Consider the following 17,016-nt stretch of genomic DNA (forward strand, 5'->3'; position numbering starts at 1 on the left):
AGGACCGGTGAAATCTGTGGGAGCGGGTTTACCCGCGAAGAGGCCGGCACAGGCTCACTAGCAATCACATGTCATCGAAGTACCGCTCATGCCAATCCACCAGCGGCTGCGGCGAGTTCAGCTTCTGCCCGTAGATCACCGAATACGACAGCACGTTCTGTACATACTGGCGCGTTTCGTCGAACGGGATCGACTCCACCCACACATCGAAGCTCAGGTGCTTGGCGCCTTTGAGCCACTGCCGCACGCGCCCGGGCCCGGCGTTGTAGGCTGCCGAAGCGAGTACCCGGTTGCCGTTGAACTGGCTGTGCACCTGGCTCAGGTAGGCGGCACCCAGCTGGATGTTCTTGTCCGGGTTGAGCACCTGCGCCGGTGATGCCAGCGGGATGCTGAACTTGCGCGCGGTTTCCTTGGCCGTGGCCGGCATCAACTGCATCAGGCCGCTGGCACCCACCGGGGAACGGGCATCCTCCATGAACGCGCTTTCCTGGCGGGTAATGGCGAATACCCAGCTTGAATGCAGGCCGCGGACCTTGGCCTCGCGCACCAGGGTGTCGCGGTGGGCCATCGGGAAGCGAATGTCCAGATCGTCCCAGTACTGCGCCTGGCTGATGGTGCGAATGGCCGGGAAGTACCAGCGCAGGTCGTATCCCAGGCGCGCCTGGGCGACCATTTCGTCGCGGGTGAAGTGGCGGCTGACGTGGTACCATTCGCGGCGGCCTTCGACGATCTGGCCACGGGCGTGGAACTCCAGGGCACGGCGGATGCCCGGGGTGTTGCGTACCTTGTTGACCAGCTGCGGGCTGAGCACCAGCGGCTTGTTGTTCAGCTGGTAAGGGGTCTGTGCCCGGTCGGCGGCGAGGAAACCGTAGAAGTCACGCTCACGCGCCACGGTCTTGTACAGCAGCGGGATCTGAGGGTTGTTCGGCTGTGCCAGCTCCAGGCTGCGCGCTTGCCAGTATTTCCAGCGGCTGCTGCTGGCCAGGTCCTGGGGCAGGCGGCGGGTCAGTTCGTAGGCGTCTTCCCAACGCCCCAGGCGCAGCAGCAGGCGCAGGCGCCATTCGCTGACGGTGTTGTCACGCAGTTCGGGGTCGTAGCGGGTCATCAGGTCGAGTGCGCGCGGGTCGTAGCGGCGCGCCAGGGTCAGGCCGATCTCACGGGCGATGGCCACCTTCTCGTCACGGGAAAAGTGCATGCGCTGGGCGTAGTCGTCGAGCAGTGCCATGGCCCGCTCCGGGTCCTGCCGGGCCAGGCGGCGCAGGCCGAGGCTGACCACGTCGGACATGGCTTCGTTGACCGGGGTGAAGCGCGACGGCTGGTTGAGCAGCTCGGGTTTCTGCGCCACATCGACCAGCAGGCGCCCTTGCGGGGCAAGGGTGGTCAGGGTCTTGACCAGGTTGTTGGCCAGGCCGTAGTTGCGCGCCTGGGCCGCCAGCTTGGTGCGTTGCCAGCGCTTGGCCTCGGTCAGCTGGCCCTCGGCCGCCCACATGCCGAACAGCGTGTCGCAGGTGGCCGGCTGCGACTTGCCGACGTTCCACAGTTTGTCGGCCGTGGCAAAACCCTCGGCGCGCAGGCCGTGGCTGAGCTGGTACTGGCCGTTGAGGCAGTCCAGTTCGGTGAAGTTGAGCTTGGGGTCGTAGTACTTGACGAAGGTGTTCCATTCGCCGCGTTCGGCCAGCCAGCGCAACCAGCGCAGTTTCATCCAGTTGGCCTGGGGCAGGTCGCCATGCTTGGCGAGGAAGCCTTCGATTTCCTGGTTGCTGGCGGTTTTCAGGCGGGCGGTGAGTTCGTCGTAGGCCAGGTAGGGCGTCAGCGGGTAGTCGCTGAGGGCCTGGGCATAGCGCAGGTACGGGCCTTTGTCGCCTTTGGCCAGCGCGCGCTTGGCCTCGTCATAGTATTGGCGTTGCAGGGTAAGGTCGGCGGCCTGCGCCGCGCAGGTGGCGGCGGTGAGCAGCAGGCAGGATGCAATATGTAACAGGCGGCTGCGCATGATACGTCCGGGCAGTTGAACCATGGGGAAGTGACGGCGGAGCCAGCACTGTTGGAAGCTATTGCCTTAGCTTAGCTGTTTGCCGGCGGCGGGTGAAAGCACTGTGCTTGTATCGGGATATTAAGTTCGACCAGATGTCGCAAAGGCCTCGCCGGTTGGCCAGGCGGATGCCGTCGAGGGCCAAGTCAGGTAGAATGCGCGCCCGATTTATGGAGACCAACATGACCCTGCTCAAATTCAGCGATGTGTCCCTCGCATTCGGCGCCATGCCGCTGCTGGACAAAGTGTCCTGGCAGATCGCTCGTGGCGAGCGGGTGTGCATCATCGGCCGCAACGGCACCGGCAAGTCGAGCATGCTGCGCCTGGTCAAGGGCGAGCAGAAGGGCGACGACGGCGAAATCTGGCGCGCCCCGGCCCTGAAGATCGGCGAGCTGCCGCAGGAACTGCCGGTGGCCGACGAGCGCACGGTGTTCGATGTGGTGGCCGCAGGCCTGGATGGCGTGGGCGAGTTGCTGGCGCAGTTCCACCACCTGAGCCTGAACATCCAGGGCGATGAAGACCTGGAAAAACTCATGCACGTCCAGCACGAGCTGGAAGCCCGTGACGGCTGGCGCCTGCAGCAGGTGGTGGAAAGCACCCTCAGCCGCCTGCAGTTGCCGGCCGACAAGACCCTGGCCGAACTGTCCGGTGGCTGGCGCCGCCGCGTGCTGCTGGCCCAGGCGCTGGTGTCGGAACCCGACCTGCTGCTGCTCGACGAACCGACCAACCACCTGGACATCGGTGCCATCGCCTGGCTCGAAGAGGCCCTGCGCGGCTTCAACGGCGCGGTGCTGTTCATCACCCACGACCGTTCCTTCCTGCAGAACCTGGCCACCCGCATCCTCGAACTGGACCGCGGCGGCCTGATCGACTGGAACGGCGACTATGCCAGCTTCCTGGTGCACAAGGAGGCCGCGCTGGCCGCCGAGGAAACCGCCAACGCATTGTTCGACAAGCGTCTGGCCCAGGAAGAAGTGTGGATCCGCCAGGGCATCAAGGCTCGCCGCACCCGCAACGAAGGCCGCGTGCGCGCGCTGAAGGCCCTGCGTGTGGAGCGCAGCGAACGCCGCGAGCGCCAGGGCAAGGCCAACATCCAGATCGAGGCGGCGGAAAAGTCCGGCAAGCAGGTGATGGTGCTGGAAAACGTCAGCTTCCATCACCCCGACGGGCCTGTGCTGGTCAAGGACTTCTCCATGGTCCTGCAGCGTGAGGACCGCATCGGCCTGCTGGGCGCCAACGGTACCGGCAAGACCACCCTGCTCAAGCTGATGCTCGGCGACCTGGAGCCGACCACCGGCAAGGTCGAGCGCGGCACCAAGCTGGAGGTGGCCTATTTCGACCAGATGCGCCACCAGCTCGACCTGGAAAAAACCGTTATCGACAACCTGGCCGAAGGCCGCGACTTCATCGAGATCGATGGCCAGAACCGCCATGTGCTGAGCTACCTGGGCGATTTCCTGTTCAGCCCTCAGCGTGCCCGTACGCCGGTCAAGGCGCTGTCGGGTGGCGAGCGTGCACGGCTGTTGCTGGCCAAGCTGTTCAGCAAGCCGGCCAACTTGCTGGTGCTTGACGAACCGACCAACGACCTGGACGTGGAAACCCTCGAGCTGCTCGAGGAGGTGCTGTCCAACTACAAGGGCACCGTGCTGATGGTCAGCCACGACCGGGCCTTCCTCGACAACGTCGTCACCAGCACCCTGGTGTTCGAAGGCGAGGGCAAGGTGCGCGAATACGTCGGTGGTTACGAGGACTGGATTCGCCAGGGTGGCTCGCCGAAGCTGCTGGGCGTGACCGAGAGCAAGGGCGGCAAGTCCGAGCTCAACAGCGCGGTGGTGGAGAAGGTCGAGGCCAAGCCGGCGCCTGCGCCTGCTGCAGAGGTGGCCGATGGTTCGAAGAAGAAGCTCAGCTACAAGCTGCAACGTGAGCTGGAAATGCTGCCGGGGCAGATCGACGAACTGGAGCAGCGCATGGCCGAGGCCCAGGAAGAAGTGAATGCGGCGGGCTTCTATCAGCGGCCGATTGCGGAAACCTCGGCAGTGCTGGCCAAGATCGAGAAACTGCAGGGTGAGCTGGATGTGCTGGTGGAGCGCTGGGCCGAGCTGGAAGGCTGATCGGCGTTAGTCTGACCCGGCCATTTCGCGGGTGAACCCGCTCCCACAGGTACTGCGCCGCATTCAACGGCGGCGCGGTCCCTGTGGGAGCGGGTTCACCCGCGAAGAGGCCAGCACAGGTTGAATCATTCCTTCTTCTGCAACCGCACCGCCAGTACATCGCACGGCGCACCATGCAGCACGTCATTGGCCGTGGAGCCCAGCAGCAACGCCAGGCCGTGACGGCCATGGCTGCCGACCACGATCAGGTCGCACTTCTGGTCCTTGGCCAGCTGGTGGATTTCCTGGCGCGGCTGGCCATAGGTCAGGTGCGAGTCGCCGCGGTGGATGTCCGGGTATTTGTTGAACAGGCGCTCCATGCGTTCCTTGGCCTGGTCGAACTGCTGCTGTTGCAACTGCGACAGGTCCATCGGCACGTCACCGCCAAACGCCATGGCCATCGGCTCGACGATGTGTACCAGCGAAACCTTGGCATTCGAAGGTGCAGCCAGCGCCATGGCACGTTTGATCACCGGGTCGCATTCTTCGGTCAGGTCGACGGCGACCAGAAGATGTTCGTAGGACATGAGCGGAACTCCTGACAATCGCGATAGAAGAAGTATGGTCGCTTTCGGGCGGGTCTTCCGTGAAAAATGGCTAACCAGCTCATTTGCAACGTTTTATGGGAACTACAGATATGACGGTATTGCTGGTGGTGTCAATCCTCGCGCTGATTCTCAGCCCGCTTTCCTGGTTGCGCACCTCGCGCAAGCAGAGCGAGCAGATGAAGCTGCGCCTGGAGGCTCGGCGCATGGGTCTGGCCATGCAGCTGGCGCCGCAGCAGTGGCCGCACTGGCTGGAAAAGGAGCCGCCAAGCCCGTGCCCGCAATACCACCGGGCACGTCGCCGCGGGCATGAGGACAGCTTCAGCTTCTGGCAGATCACCCCGGGGGTGTGGTGGAACCAGTGGCGTGAACCCTGCGAGGACCCACGCTTCATGGAGGCCCTGGCGCGCTTGCCGGCGAGTGTCTACAAGGTCGAGGCCGATGCCCGGATGATCGCGCTGTACTGGACCGAGCGGGGCGATACGGCTGTGTTGCAGGATATTGCCCACGTCCTCGAAACCTTGGCCTGAAATTTGCCTTTGCGCGGCCTCTGTGGGAGCGGGTTTACCCGCGAAGAAGGCGACTCGGTGGGTGGCACCGGCTTTGCCGGTGTTCGCGGGTAAACCCGCTCCCACAGGGCCACGCTAAGCCCGCCCATTGGTCTTCTCATCCGAAGGCAAGCACAAAACGACAAAGCGGCGGCTTGGCCGATCCCCTGAAGGGGTGGGGTGCCAAGTCGCCGCTTTGCGTTCTGCTGCGCAGAAAAGGCCAGGCAGGCCGGGTATGCATTCAAGCAAGTGCCAGTGTAGCCGTTCGAGGTCACCGCGCAAGGCAAAAGCTGCAGCATTCTCCTGCGGCTCATGGTCAATCGCCGACATGAATGGTCAGCAATCACTGTCATCATGTTTTGTACCGGGACGCTACAAAATGACCGGAAAGTCGTGTTTTCACCTTGCTCGCGAGCATTTGACAACGCCGATCTTTTCGGAGAATGTGTGCACACCCAAATCAAACGGGCGTATGAATTGAGCGTTTGTATGTCATGACGCCAAGCCATACTTCCGACTAGCGCGCTGACGGGTGTGCCTGGGGCAGGGCAGCTAGGCCTGCTTTTGCTGCAGCGATCGGCGTGTACTGTTCAGCTTCCATATCGTGGAGATCAGTTGATGATTTACGAAGGTAAAGCCATCACGGTTAAGGCTCTTGAAAGTGGCATCGTCGAGCTCAAGTTCGACCTCAAGGGTGAGTCCGTCAACAAGTTCAACCGCCTGACCCTGAACGAACTGCGCCAGGCCGTCGATGCCATCCAGGCCGACGCCTCGGTCAAGGGCGTGATCGTCAGCAGTGGCAAGGACGTGTTCATCGTCGGCGCCGACATCACCGAGTTCGTCGACAACTTCAAGCTGCCCGAGGCCGAACTGGTCGCCGGCAACCTGGAAGCCAACCGCATCTTCAACGCCTTCGAAGACCTCGAAGTGCCGACCGTCGCCGCCATCAACGGTATCGCCCTGGGCGGCGGCCTGGAAATGTGCCTGGCCGCCGACTACCGGGTCATGTCCACCAGCGCCAAGATCGGCCTGCCGGAAGTCAAGCTGGGTATCTACCCGGGCTTCGGCGGCACCGTGCGCCTGCCGCGCCTGATCGGTTCGGACAACGCCATCGAGTGGATCGCCGCCGGCAAGGAAAACCGTGCCGAAGACGCCCTGAAAGTGGGTGCCGTCGACGCCGTGGTCGCGCCTGAACTGCTGATTGCCGGTGCCCTTGACCTGGTCAAGCGCGCCATCAGTGGCGAGCTGGACTACAAGGCCAAGCGCCAGCCCAAGCTGGAAAAGCTCAAGCTCAACGCCATCGAGCAGATGATGGCCTTCGAGACTGCCAAGGGCTTCGTCGCCGGCCAGGCCGGCCCGAACTACCCAGCCCCGGTCGAAGCCATCAAGACCATCCAGAAGGCTGCCAACTTCGGCCGTGACAAGGCCCTGGAAGTCGAAGCCGCAGGCTTCGCCAAGCTGGCCAAGACCTCGGTTGCCGAGAGCCTGATCGGCCTGTTCCTAAACGACCAGGAACTCAAGCGCAAGGCCAAGGCGCATGACGAAATCGCCCACGACGTGAAGCAGGCCGCCGTGCTCGGCGCTGGCATCATGGGTGGCGGCATCGCCTACCAGTCGGCGGTCAAGGGCACACCGATCCTGATGAAGGATATCCGCGAGGAAGCCATCCAGCTGGGCCTGAACGAGGCCTCCAAGCTGCTCGGCAACCGCGTCGAGAAGGGCCGCCTGACCCCGGCCAAGATGGCCGAGGCACTCAACGCCATTCGCCCGACCCTGTCCTATGGCGATTTCGCCAATGTCGACATCGTCGTCGAGGCCGTGGTCGAGAACCCGAAAGTCAAGCAGGCCGTGCTGGCTGAAGTGGAAACCCAGGTGAAGGACGATGCGATCCTCGCTTCCAACACCTCGACCATTTCCATCAACCTGCTGGCCAAGGCGCTCAAGCGCCCGGAAAACTTCGTCGGCATGCACTTCTTCAACCCGGTGCACATGATGCCGCTGGTGGAAGTCATCCGTGGCGAGAAGTCCAGTGAAGTGGCGGTCGCCACCACCGTGGCCTACGCCAAGAAAATGGGCAAGAACCCGATCGTGGTCAACGATTGCCCGGGCTTCCTGGTCAACCGCGTGCTGTTCCCGTACTTCGGCGGCTTCGCCAAGCTGGTAAGCGCCGGTGTCGACTTCGTGCGTATCGACAAGGTCATGGAAAAGTTCGGCTGGCCGATGGGCCCGGCGTACCTGATGGACGTGGTCGGCATCGACACCGGCCACCACGGCCGCGACGTGATGGCCGAAGGCTTCCCGGACCGCATGAAGGACGAGCGCCGCTCGGCCGTTGACGCACTGTACGAGGCCAACCGCCTGGGCCAGAAGAACGGCAAGGGCTTCTACGCCTACGAAACCGACAAGCGCGGCAAGCCGAAGAAGGTCGCCGACGCCAGCGTGCTCGACGTGCTCAAGCCGATCGTCTTCGAGCAGCGTGAAGTCACCGACGAAGACATCATCAACTGGATGATGATCCCGCTGTGCCTGGAGACCGTGCGCTGCCTGGAAGACGGCATCGTCGAAACCGCCGCCGAAGCCGACATGGGCCTGGTCTACGGCATTGGCTTCCCTCCCTTCCGCGGTGGTGCGCTGCGCTACATCGACTCGATCGGTGTGGCCGAATTCGTTGCCCTGGCCGATCAGTACGCCGACCTGGGGCCGCTGTACCACCCGACCGCCAAGCTGCGTGAAATGGCCAAGAACGGCCAGCGCTTCTTCAACTGAGCGGTCAACGAGCTAGAGCGAGAGATTTGATATGAGCCTGAATCCAAGAGACGTGGTGATTGTCGACTTCGGTCGCACGCCGATGGGCCGCTCCAAGGGTGGCATGCACCGCAATACCCGCGCCGAAGACATGTCGGCGCACCTGATCAGCAAGCTGCTGGAACGCAACGACAAGGTCGACCCGAAAGAAGTCGAGGACGTGATCTGGGGCTGCGTCAACCAGACCCTCGAGCAGGGCTGGAACATCGCCCGCATGGCCTCGCTGATGACCCAGATCCCGCACACCTCCGCGGCGCAGACCGTCAGCCGCCTGTGCGGCTCGTCGATGAGCGCGCTGCACACCGCCGCCCAGGCGATCATGACCGGCAACGGTGATGTATTCGTGGTCGGTGGCGTGGAGCACATGGGCCACGTCAGCATGATGCATGGCGTCGACCCCAACCCGCACCTGTCCTTGCATGCCGCCAAGGCTTCCGGGATGATGGGCCTGACCGCGGAAATGCTCGGCAAGATGCACGGCATCACCCGAGAGCAGCAGGATCTGTTCGGCCTGCGTTCGCACCAGCTGGCCCACAAGGCCACGGTCGAAGGCAAGTTCAAGGACGAAATCATCCCGATGCAGGGCTATGACGAGAACGGCTTCCTGAAGGTGTTCGATTTCGACGAAACCATTCGCCCGGAAACCACCCTCGAAGGCCTGGCGTCGCTGAAGCCGGCGTTCAACCCGAAAGGCGGTACCGTCACTGCCGGTACCTCGTCGCAGATCACCGACGGTGCGTCGTGCATGATTGTCATGTCCGGCCAGCGCGCCATGGACCTGGGTATCCAGCCATTGGCGGTCATCCGTTCCATGGCGGTGGCTGGTGTCGACCCGGCGATCATGGGCTATGGCCCGGTGCCGTCGACCCAGAAAGCCCTCAAGCGTGCTGGCCTGACCATGGCCGACATCGACTTCATCGAGCTCAACGAAGCCTTCGCTGCACAGGCCCTGCCAGTGCTGAAAGACTTGAAAGTACTCGACAAGATGGATGAGAAGGTTAACCTGCACGGCGGCGCCATTGCCTTGGGCCACCCGTTCGGTTGCTCCGGGGCACGGATTTCCGGCACCCTGCTCAATGTCATGAAGCAGAATGGCGGTACCCTGGGGGTGGCGACCATGTGCGTCGGCCTCGGCCAAGGTATCACCACTGTCTTCGAACGCGTCTGATCGCGTAGCGGGACAGCGACCGGGGCCTTGTGCCCCGGTTTTGTTTTTTACAGGTTTTATTCAAGAGGGTGGGCAACATGCAGATACAACCAGGCGTATACCGGCATTACAAAGGGCCTGAGTACCGTGTCTTCAGTGTTGCGCGGCACTCCGAGAGCGAAGAGTGGATGGTGTTCTACCAATGCCTGTATGGTGATTACAGCTTCTGGGTTCGGCCACTTTCGATGTTCCAGGAGTCCGTCGAGGTTGACGGCGAGCAGGTGCCACGCTTTGCTTTGGTCAAGGCCGAAGAGGGGCTGCCCGGGTTGCTGGGCAAGTCGCACGAGTGATAGTCCGAACTTGACCTCACACTTTTGCCACTATATATAGCGGTGCCGCGTCTGGCACCTGACGCGTTTTTCATCTTCAGATTCAGGAATACTCCGATCCATGGGCAAATCGCTGGTCATTGTGGAATCCCCGGCCAAGGCCAAGACCATCAACAAGTACCTGGGCAACCAGTACGTGGTGAAGTCGAGTATCGGCCATATCCGAGACCTCCCCACCAGCGGTTCGGCCAGCGCCAGCAAAGAGCCAGCCGCCAAGCGTGGCAAGGCCGCGGGTGAGGCTCCGGCCCTGTCGCCGAAGGAAAAGGCCCGCCGCCAGCTGGTGGCACGCATGGGCGTCGACCCCGACCATGGCTGGAAGGCCAAGTACGAGATCCTGCCTGGCAAGGAAAAGGTGATCGAAGAGCTGCGCCGCCTGGCGAAGGACGCCGACACCATCTATCTCGCAACCGACTTGGACCGCGAAGGGGAAGCCATTGCCTGGCACCTGCGCGAGGCCATCGGCGGCGACGACACCCGCTACAAGCGCGTGGTGTTCAACGAAATCACCAAGAAGGCCATCCAGGAAGCCTTCTCGCAGCCGGGCGAGCTGGATATCGACCGGGTCAACGCGCAGCAGGCGCGGCGTTTCCTCGACCGCGTGGTCGGCTACATGGTTTCGCCGCTGCTGTGGGCCAAGATCGCCCGAGGCCTGTCCGCCGGCCGTGTACAGTCGGTGGCGGTGAAGCTGGTGGTGGAGCGCGAGCGCGAAATCCGCGCGTTCATCCCGGAAGAGTACTGGGAAATCCACGCCGACCTCGGCACCGCCAAGAACGCCAAGGTGCGTTTCGAAGTGGCACGCGAGAAGGGTGAGGCCTTCAAGCCGCTGAACGAAGCCCAGGCCATGGCGGCGCTGGAGAAGCTCAAGGCTTCCAGCTACAGCGTGGTCAAGCGCGAAGACCGCCCGACCAGCAGCAAGCCGTCGGCACCGTTCATTACCTCCACCTTGCAGCAGGCCGCCAGCAACCGCCTGGGCTTCGGTGTGAAGAAAACCATGATGATGGCCCAGCGCTTGTACGAAGCCGGCTACATCACCTACATGCGTACCGACTCCACCAACCTGTCGGCCGACGCCCTGGACATGGCGCGCAGCTACATCGAGCGCGAGTTCGGCAAGCAGTACCTGCCCGAGGCACCGCTGGTGTACGGCAGCAAGGAAGGCGCCCAGGAGGCGCACGAAGCGATTCGTCCTTCCGACGTGAATACCCACCCGAGCAAGCTCACTGGCATGGAGCGCGACGCCGAGCGCCTGTACGAGCTGATCTGGCGCCAGTTCCTGGCCTGCCAGATGCCGCCAGCGCAGTACCTGTCCACCAGCGTCACCGTGGCCGCGGGCGACTTCGAACTGCGTGCCAAGGGCCGTATCCTCAAGTTTGACGGTTACACCCGTGTGCTGCCGCAGCAGAGCAAGCCTGGCGAAGACGACGTGTTGCCGGAAATGGTCCAGGGCGAAGCGCTGAAGCTGATCCAGATCGACCCGAGCCAGCACTTCACCAAGCCACCGGCGCGCTTCACCGAAGCCAGCCTGGTCAAGGAAATGGAAAAGCGCGGTATCGGCCGCCCGTCGACCTATGCGGCGATCATCTCGACCATTCAGGACCGTGGCTATGTGACCCTGCACAACCGCCGCTTCTATTCCGAGAAGATGGGCGACATCGTCACCGAGCGCCTGTCCGAGAGCTTCTCCAACCTGATGGACTACGGCTTTACCGCCGACATGGAGGAGAACCTCGACGACGTGGCCCAGGGCGAGCGTGACTGGAAGAACGTGCTCGACGAGTTCTACGGCGACTTCAGCAAGAAACTGCAGACCGCCGAGTCCAGCGAAGACGGCATGCGCGCCAACCAACCGACCATGACCAACATTCCGTGCAAGGAATGTGGCCGGCCGATGATGATCCGCACTGCCTCCACCGGCGTGTTCCTCGGTTGCTCGGGCTACAGCCTGCCGCCGAAAGAGCGCTGCAAGGCCACCGTCAACCTGGTGCCGGGCGACGAGATTGCCGCGGACGACGAGGGCGAATCGGAATCCCGCGTGTTGCTGGGCAAGCACCGTTGTCCGATCTGCGCCACGGCGATGGATGCCTACCTGCTGGACGAGAAGCACAAGCTGCACATCTGCGGTAACAACCCGGATTGCGCTGGCTACGAGATCGAGGAAGGCAACTACCGCATCAAGGGTTACGAAGGGCCGAGCCTGGAGTGCGACAAGTGTGGCAGCGAGATGCAGTTGAAGACTGGCCGTTTCGGCAAGTTCTTCGGTTGCACCAACCCGGCGTGCAAGAACACCCGCAAGCTGCTCAAGAGCGGCGAGGCGGCGCCACCGAAGATGGACAAGGTGGACATGCCAGAGCTCAAGTGCGAGAAGGTCGACGATACCTACGTGCTGCGTGATGGCGCTTCGGGGCTGTTCCTGGCCGCCAGCCAGTTCCCCAAGAACCGCGAAACCCGCGCACCGCTGGTGCTGGAGATCGTGCCACACAAGCATGAGATCGATCCGAAGTACCACTTCCTGTGTGATGCGCCGCAGAAAGACCCGGAAGGCCGCCCGGCGGTGATCCGCTACAGCCGCAAGACCAAGGAGCAGTACGTGCAGTCCGAGGTTGATGGCAAGCCGACCGGCTGGAAGGCGTTCTACGACGGCAATGCGTGGAAGGTTGAAGACAAGCGCTGATCCGTCAGTGCTGTAATTGGGGCCGCTTCGCGCCCCTTCGCGGGCTTGCCCGCTCCTACAGGTACAGCGCAGGCCTTGGGCTTGATGGAGTTCCTGTGGGAGCGGGCAAGCCCGCGAAGGGACGCAAAGCGGCCCCAATCATTTATGATGAGGCTATCCGCCTTGCAGCCTTAGGGAGGGCACTGAAATGGCCCAGGAACTCTACACCCGCACCAATCAGAAACTGTTCTTTGCCGGCCTCGCCCTGGAGTCCATGGCCAAGGCCGAACAAAGCCAGGCCATGAATGCCCAGGGCCTGGTCCAGGCCGAGCGCGAGTCGGCGCTGTTCCATCTCTACGGCGCACTGCTGGGCCTGTGTCATGAAATTGGTGGCTTCTACCGCCTGCCAGTTGTTGCAACGGTCGAGCAAGCACTGGCTGACGATGCGCTGAACGGCATCGCCATCCCGGAAGTGGCCGAACTGCTGGAACTGGCCCGCCAGCGCGAAACCTGGCTGGCGCAAATGCTCAGTGCTTATGCCGATTTGTTCCGACCACCGGTCGCGAAAAAAGCGCCAAAAACCGACGTCACCCAGCCATTGATCCAGGCGGTCAATCTCGATGAGCCCGAGCATCCGGCGCTGTCGCGTGCCGAACTGGAAAGCTGGCGCAGCAACCTCAAGGGCCTGGTGAGACGTTTCCGCGACGCGTTGAGTGAGTGCTGATAGCTGCTACGGCTGGTACAATACCGGCCTTTCGCGGAGAACTGCCATTTATGTCTACGTCGTTTCTGGAAATTGTCGAGTTGCCTGATGGCCGCATCGAACTGCGTCGCGCCGAGGATGAGGGCTCTCTGGTAACCCTGGATTTCTCGGAAGACGCCAAGGCGTTCCTGCAGGGGCAGCATGTGGAAGTGGCCAAGGCCATGCTCAGCGTGGGCGTGCAGATGGCCGGTCGCCTGATGGATGGCGAGCTTGAGCGTGATGAAGGGCCGCGTGTGCTGCACTGAGGTGCAGCAGGGCATCAGGTTTCATACAATGACAGGCAAAGCCTGAACATCAGCCGAGGCGGATGTTCAGGCTTTGTGCGTTTCCGGCACCGGCAGCGCGCAGCAATTGCTGGCGTGCAGTGGCGTTGACGTTGCCCAGCCAGCTGACCACGGTGTGGCTGCGGCCCAGGCGCAAGGCTTCGCAGGCCAGTTGAAGCGGGCTCTGATTGCCGCGAGGTTGCAGCAGCAGGATGCGTTCACGGTTGAGCCCGGCATCGCGCAGCCAGGCCTGGGTCAGGCTTGACGGCGGGGCGATCAGGGTCAGCCAGCGGGTCTCGTCCTCTTCGCTCAGTTCGCGCAGCACGGGTGCCAGCAGGCTTTGGCAGTGCCCGGGGGCTCCGCGCAGCGACAGTTCGCTGAACAGCTCGGGCTGGCTGCTTTTGCGCGCCACTTCGCTGGTTTTCAGGCCAGGCAGTACGGGCTGGGCGAGGAATGCTTCGAACAATGGCAACTGGACTTGCTCGGGTGCGTGAATGAACTGCTGCATGACGCCTCCTGGATCAGCGGCGAATGACGCCGACGCTCAAGCCCTCGATCACCAGCTCCTGTTCTTTCAGGTCGACTTCGATGGGGGCGAATTCGGGGTTTTCGGCAAGCAGCCAGACCTTGCTGCCTTCGCGCTTGAAGCGCTTGACGGTGACTTCGTCGCCGATGCGGGCCACGACGATCTGGCCGTTGCGGGCTTCGCGGCAGGTGTGTACCGCCAGCAGGTCGCCATCGAAGATGCCGACATCCTTCATGCTCATGCCGTGTACGCGCAGCAGATAGTCGGCCTGGGGGTGGAAGAAGTCGGGGTTGATGTTGCAGGATTGCTCGATGTGCTGTTCGGCAAGGATCGGCGCACCGGCGGCAACCCGGCCGATGATTGGCAGGCCGCTTTCTTCGGCCTTGGCTTCCAGACCGGGGATGCGAATACCACGGGAGGCGCCCGGGGTCATCTCGATCGCGCCTTTGCGGGCAAGGGCCTTGAGGTGCTCCTCGGCGGCGTTGGGCGACTTGAAGCCCAGCTCCTGAGCGATCTCGGCGCGCGTCGGCGGGAAGCCGTTGTCTTCCAGGCAACGCTTGATGAACGCGAGAATTTCGGCTTGGCGTGGCGTCAGTTTCAACATGGTGAGCGCTCTGTCTTTTTGTACAGTGACTGGGATTATATACAGTACTGGATGCGCTGCAAGCCAAAACCTGTAATAAACAGCAGCAATGGCGCTTGCAGCCGCCCGCCTGGCGCTTTTAAATGGCGACCGGCCGGTCACCGAGCCTTGACAGAAGCAGGGCTGAAACGTATGTTTCAAACACCTGTTTGTCTGGCGGAGTAGTCGGAGTAGTCATGGCCCAATCGGAAACCGTTGAACGCATTCTCGATGCTGCCGAGCAGCTGTTCGCGGAAAGGGGGTTCGCAGAAACCTCGTTGCGGCTGATTACCAGCAAGGCCGGGGTCAACCTGGCGGCGGTCAACTATCACTTCGGCTCCAAGAAGGCCCTGATCCAGGCAGTGTTCTCGCGTTTCCTCGGGCCGTTCTGCGCCAGCCTCGAACGTGAGCTGGAGCGGCGCCAGGCCAAGCCGGAGCACAAGCCGAGCCTCGAAGAGCTGCTGGAAATGCTGGTCGAGCAGGCTTTGGCCGTGCAGCCGCGCAGCAACAACGACCTGTCGATCTTCATGCGCCTGCTGGGCCTGGCCTTCAGCCAGAGCCAGGGCCACCTGCGGCGTTACCTGGAAGACATGTACGGCAAGGTGTTCCGCCGCTACATGCTGCTGGTCAACGAGGCTGCACCGCGCATCCCGCCGCTGGAGCTGTTCTGGCGAGTGCACTTCATGCTTGGCGCCGCCGCCTTCAGCATGTCCGGCATCAAGGCCCTGCGGGCGATTGCCGAGACCGATTTCGGCATCAACACCTCGATCGAGCAGGTAATGCGCCTGATGGTGCCTTTCCTGGCTGCGGGCATGCGTGCCGATAGCGGTGTTACCGACGACGCCATGGCCACCGCGCAGCTGCGCCCGCGCACCAAGACCAGCGCAGGCGCCTCCACCGCCAAGGCCTGAAGGCTGGGCGGGGCAGGGCGCTTCGGCTAAGCTAGCGCCCATGCCCGACCTCGACTTCCTGCACATTTCCCTCGCTGACCAGTGCCTTTATGGCTTTGCCGATGGCCAGCTGCGCCTGCGCGTGCCGGTTTCCACGGCGCGCAACGGCGCCGGCGAGCGCAACGGCTCGGGTTGCACGCCGTGTGGCCTGCACCAGGTGCGGGCGAAGATCGGTGCGGGCTTGCCGCTGAATGCGGTATTTGCCGGGCGGCGCTGGACCGGCGAGGTGTGGTCGCCGGCCTTGCATGCGCAATGCCCCGGCCGGGACTGGATCCTTACCCGCATTCTCTGGCTCAGTGGCTGCGAGCCGGGTGTCAACCGCCTGGGTGCGGTCGACACCTTCCGCCGTTATATCTACTTGCACGGCACCCCGGATACGGAACCCATGGGCGTAGCGCTGTCCCATGGTTGCATACGCCTGCGCAACACCGATTTGCTAAGCCTGTTCGAGCAGGTGCCGGCCCATTGCCCGGTGCGCATCGAGCAGGCCGCCTGCCCCCAGTGGGCTTCTCTCAGTCTTCAATGAAGGATTACCCATGACTGTCAGCCTGCAAGGCTCCCTGATGGTGGATATCGCCGGTAAATGGCTGACCGCCGAAGACCGTCACCTGCTGCGCCAGCCTGAAGTGGCCGGCCTGATCATCTTTGCCCGCAACATCGACAGCCCGCGCCAGGTGCGTGAACTGTGCGCGTCGATCCGCGCCATCCGCCCCGACCTGATCCTGGCGGTGGACCAGGAGGGCGGCCGGGTGCAGCGCCTGCGCCAGGGCTTTGTGCGCCTGCCGGCCATGCGGGCGATAGCGGACAATGACAACGCCGAGTACCTGGCCGAGCAGTGCGGTTGGTTGATGGCGACCGAGGTGCTGGCGGTTGGCCTGGACCTCAGCTTTGCCCCGGTACTCGACCTGGACCACCAGCGCAGCGCCGTGGTGGGCAGCCGCGCCTTCGAGGGTGACCCGCTGCGTGCCACGCAACTGGCCGGGGCGTTCATCCGTGGCATGAATGCGGCGGGCATGGCGGCTTGTGGCAAGCACTTCCCGGGGCATGGCTGGGCCGAGGCGGACTCGCATGTGGCCATTCCCACCGATGAGCGCAGCCTCGAACAGCTGCGCCAGGCCGACCTGGTGCCGTTCACCCGCCTGAGCGGACAATTGGCGGCAGTGATGCCGGCGCATGTCATCTATCCGCAGGTCGACAACCAGCCGGCTGGCTTCTCGCGGCGCTGGTTGCAGGACATCCTGCGTGGCGAGCTGGGCTTTGACGGGGTGATCTTCAGTGATGACCTGTCGATGGCGGGTGCGCATGTGGTCGGGGACGCGGCCAGTCGGATCGAGGCGGCGTTGAGCGCTGGCTGCGACATGGGCCTGGTGTGCAATGACCGGGCGGCGGCGGAGCTGGCGTTGAGTGCGGCGCAGCGGATGAAGGTCAAGCCCTCGCCCCGGATTGCGCGGATGCGTGGGCAAGGGTTTGCGCGGACGGATTATCGCCAGCAGCCGCGGTGGCTGGAGGCGTTGGGGGCGTTGCGGGAGGCGCAGCTGGTCGATTGACCGCGCCGGCCCCTTCGCGGGCATGCCCGCTCCCACAGGTGCTGTGCTGGTTTCGAAATTAGTGTTGTACCTGTGCCGGCCT

The 17,016-nt window shown here is 63.2% G+C and carries 15 protein-coding genes; 11 read left to right on the forward strand and 4 right to left on the reverse strand.

The genetic code is table 11. The annotated features are described in order from the left end of the window. Positions 1 to 64: 64 nt before the first annotated feature. Positions 65 to 1,990 (reverse strand): transglycosylase SLT domain-containing protein, encoded by a 1,926-nt coding sequence (locus CAG00_RS23880; protein WP_085665478.1) that lies wholly within the window; start codon positions 1,988 to 1,990, stop codon positions 65 to 67. Between the two features lie 221 nt (positions 1,991 to 2,211). Between CAG00_RS23880 and CAG00_RS23885 the strand changes: the two genes are divergently transcribed. After that, positions 2,212 to 4,140: an ATP-binding cassette domain-containing protein gene (locus CAG00_RS23885; protein WP_085665479.1), complete on the forward strand. Its 1,929-nt coding sequence runs from the start codon at positions 2,212 to 2,214 to the stop codon at positions 4,138 to 4,140. A 125-nt stretch (positions 4,141 to 4,265) separates the two neighbouring features. On the opposite strand, the gene CAG00_RS23890 is transcribed toward CAG00_RS23885, so the two are convergent. Next, positions 4,266 to 4,706, reverse strand: a complete 441-nt coding sequence (locus tag CAG00_RS23890) for a universal stress protein (protein ID WP_085665480.1) — start codon at positions 4,704 to 4,706, stop codon at positions 4,266 to 4,268. Between the two features lie 110 nt (positions 4,707 to 4,816). Here CAG00_RS23890 and CAG00_RS23895 point away from each other — a divergent pair, with 110 nt between their 5' ends. The 7 genes from CAG00_RS23895 to CAG00_RS23925 all read left to right on the forward strand — a co-directional run bounded on the left by CAG00_RS23895 (position 4,817) and on the right by CAG00_RS23925 (position 13,271). Then, positions 4,817 to 5,254 carry a hypothetical protein gene (locus CAG00_RS23895; RefSeq protein WP_013971710.1) on the forward strand — a complete coding sequence of 146 codons (438 nt, stop codon included), beginning with the start codon at positions 4,817 to 4,819 and terminating at the stop codon, positions 5,252 to 5,254. A gap of 636 nt (positions 5,255 to 5,890) precedes the next feature. Continuing rightward, complete coding sequence (fadB, locus tag CAG00_RS23900) at positions 5,891 to 8,038, forward strand: fatty acid oxidation complex subunit alpha FadB (protein ID WP_085665481.1); 2,148 nt, start codon at positions 5,891 to 5,893, stop codon at positions 8,036 to 8,038. Positions 8,039 to 8,069: 31 nt separating this feature from the next. Continuing rightward, entirely contained in the window at positions 8,070 to 9,245 is a 1,176-nt protein-coding gene (fadA, locus tag CAG00_RS23905) for an acetyl-CoA C-acyltransferase FadA (protein ID WP_013971712.1), read from the forward strand. 77 nt (positions 9,246 to 9,322) lie between these two features. Beyond that, positions 9,323 to 9,574 carry a DUF1653 domain-containing protein gene (locus tag CAG00_RS23910; RefSeq protein WP_023661154.1) on the forward strand — a complete coding sequence of 84 codons (252 nt, stop codon included), beginning with the start codon at positions 9,323 to 9,325 and terminating at the stop codon, positions 9,572 to 9,574. Between the two features lie 100 nt (positions 9,575 to 9,674). Then, positions 9,675 to 12,284, forward strand: coding sequence for a type I DNA topoisomerase (gene topA, locus CAG00_RS23915; protein ID WP_025338324.1), 2,610 nt, complete (start codon positions 9,675 to 9,677; stop codon positions 12,282 to 12,284). Between the two features lie 187 nt (positions 12,285 to 12,471). After that, positions 12,472 to 12,987, forward strand: a complete 516-nt coding sequence (locus tag CAG00_RS23920) for a DUF6586 family protein (protein ID WP_025338325.1) — start codon at positions 12,472 to 12,474, stop codon at positions 12,985 to 12,987. A 50-nt stretch (positions 12,988 to 13,037) separates the two neighbouring features. Continuing rightward, positions 13,038 to 13,271 carry a hypothetical protein gene (locus CAG00_RS23925; protein WP_004376430.1) on the forward strand — a complete coding sequence of 78 codons (234 nt, stop codon included), beginning with the start codon at positions 13,038 to 13,040 and terminating at the stop codon, positions 13,269 to 13,271. Positions 13,272 to 13,320: 49 nt separating this feature from the next. Here CAG00_RS23925 and sulA read toward each other — a convergent pair whose 3' ends face one another. Together sulA and lexA are read right to left on the reverse strand one after the other, a co-directional pair. Next, positions 13,321 to 13,797, reverse strand: a complete 477-nt coding sequence (gene sulA, locus CAG00_RS23930) for an SOS-induced cell division inhibitor SulA (RefSeq protein WP_085589440.1) — start codon at positions 13,795 to 13,797, stop codon at positions 13,321 to 13,323. 13 nt (positions 13,798 to 13,810) lie between these two features. Beyond that, positions 13,811 to 14,419 carry a transcriptional repressor LexA gene (gene lexA, locus CAG00_RS23935; protein ID WP_004376420.1) on the reverse strand — a complete coding sequence of 203 codons (609 nt, stop codon included), beginning with the start codon at positions 14,417 to 14,419 and terminating at the stop codon, positions 13,811 to 13,813. Between the two features lie 215 nt (positions 14,420 to 14,634). Here lexA and CAG00_RS23940 point away from each other — a divergent pair, with 215 nt between their 5' ends. Genes CAG00_RS23940 through nagZ form a run of 3 tightly spaced genes read left to right on the forward strand, consistent with a single transcriptional unit; the run spans position 14,635 to position 16,934 of the window. Then, positions 14,635 to 15,348 carry a TetR/AcrR family transcriptional regulator gene (locus CAG00_RS23940; protein ID WP_025338327.1) on the forward strand — a complete coding sequence of 238 codons (714 nt, stop codon included), beginning with the start codon at positions 14,635 to 14,637 and terminating at the stop codon, positions 15,346 to 15,348. A gap of 40 nt (positions 15,349 to 15,388) precedes the next feature. Next, entirely contained in the window at positions 15,389 to 15,913 is a 525-nt protein-coding gene (locus CAG00_RS23945; RefSeq protein WP_085665482.1) for a L,D-transpeptidase, read from the forward strand. Positions 15,914 to 15,935: 22 nt separating this feature from the next. After that, a complete protein-coding gene (gene nagZ / locus CAG00_RS23950; RefSeq protein WP_176240913.1) occupies positions 15,936 to 16,934 on the forward strand; it encodes a beta-N-acetylhexosaminidase in 999 nt (332 codons plus the stop codon). The last annotated feature ends 82 nt before the right edge of the window (positions 16,935 to 17,016 follow it).

This window comes from Pseudomonas sp. B5(2017) (assembly GCF_002112825.1).
Taxonomy (GTDB): domain Bacteria; phylum Pseudomonadota; class Gammaproteobacteria; order Pseudomonadales; family Pseudomonadaceae; genus Aquipseudomonas; species Aquipseudomonas putida_Z.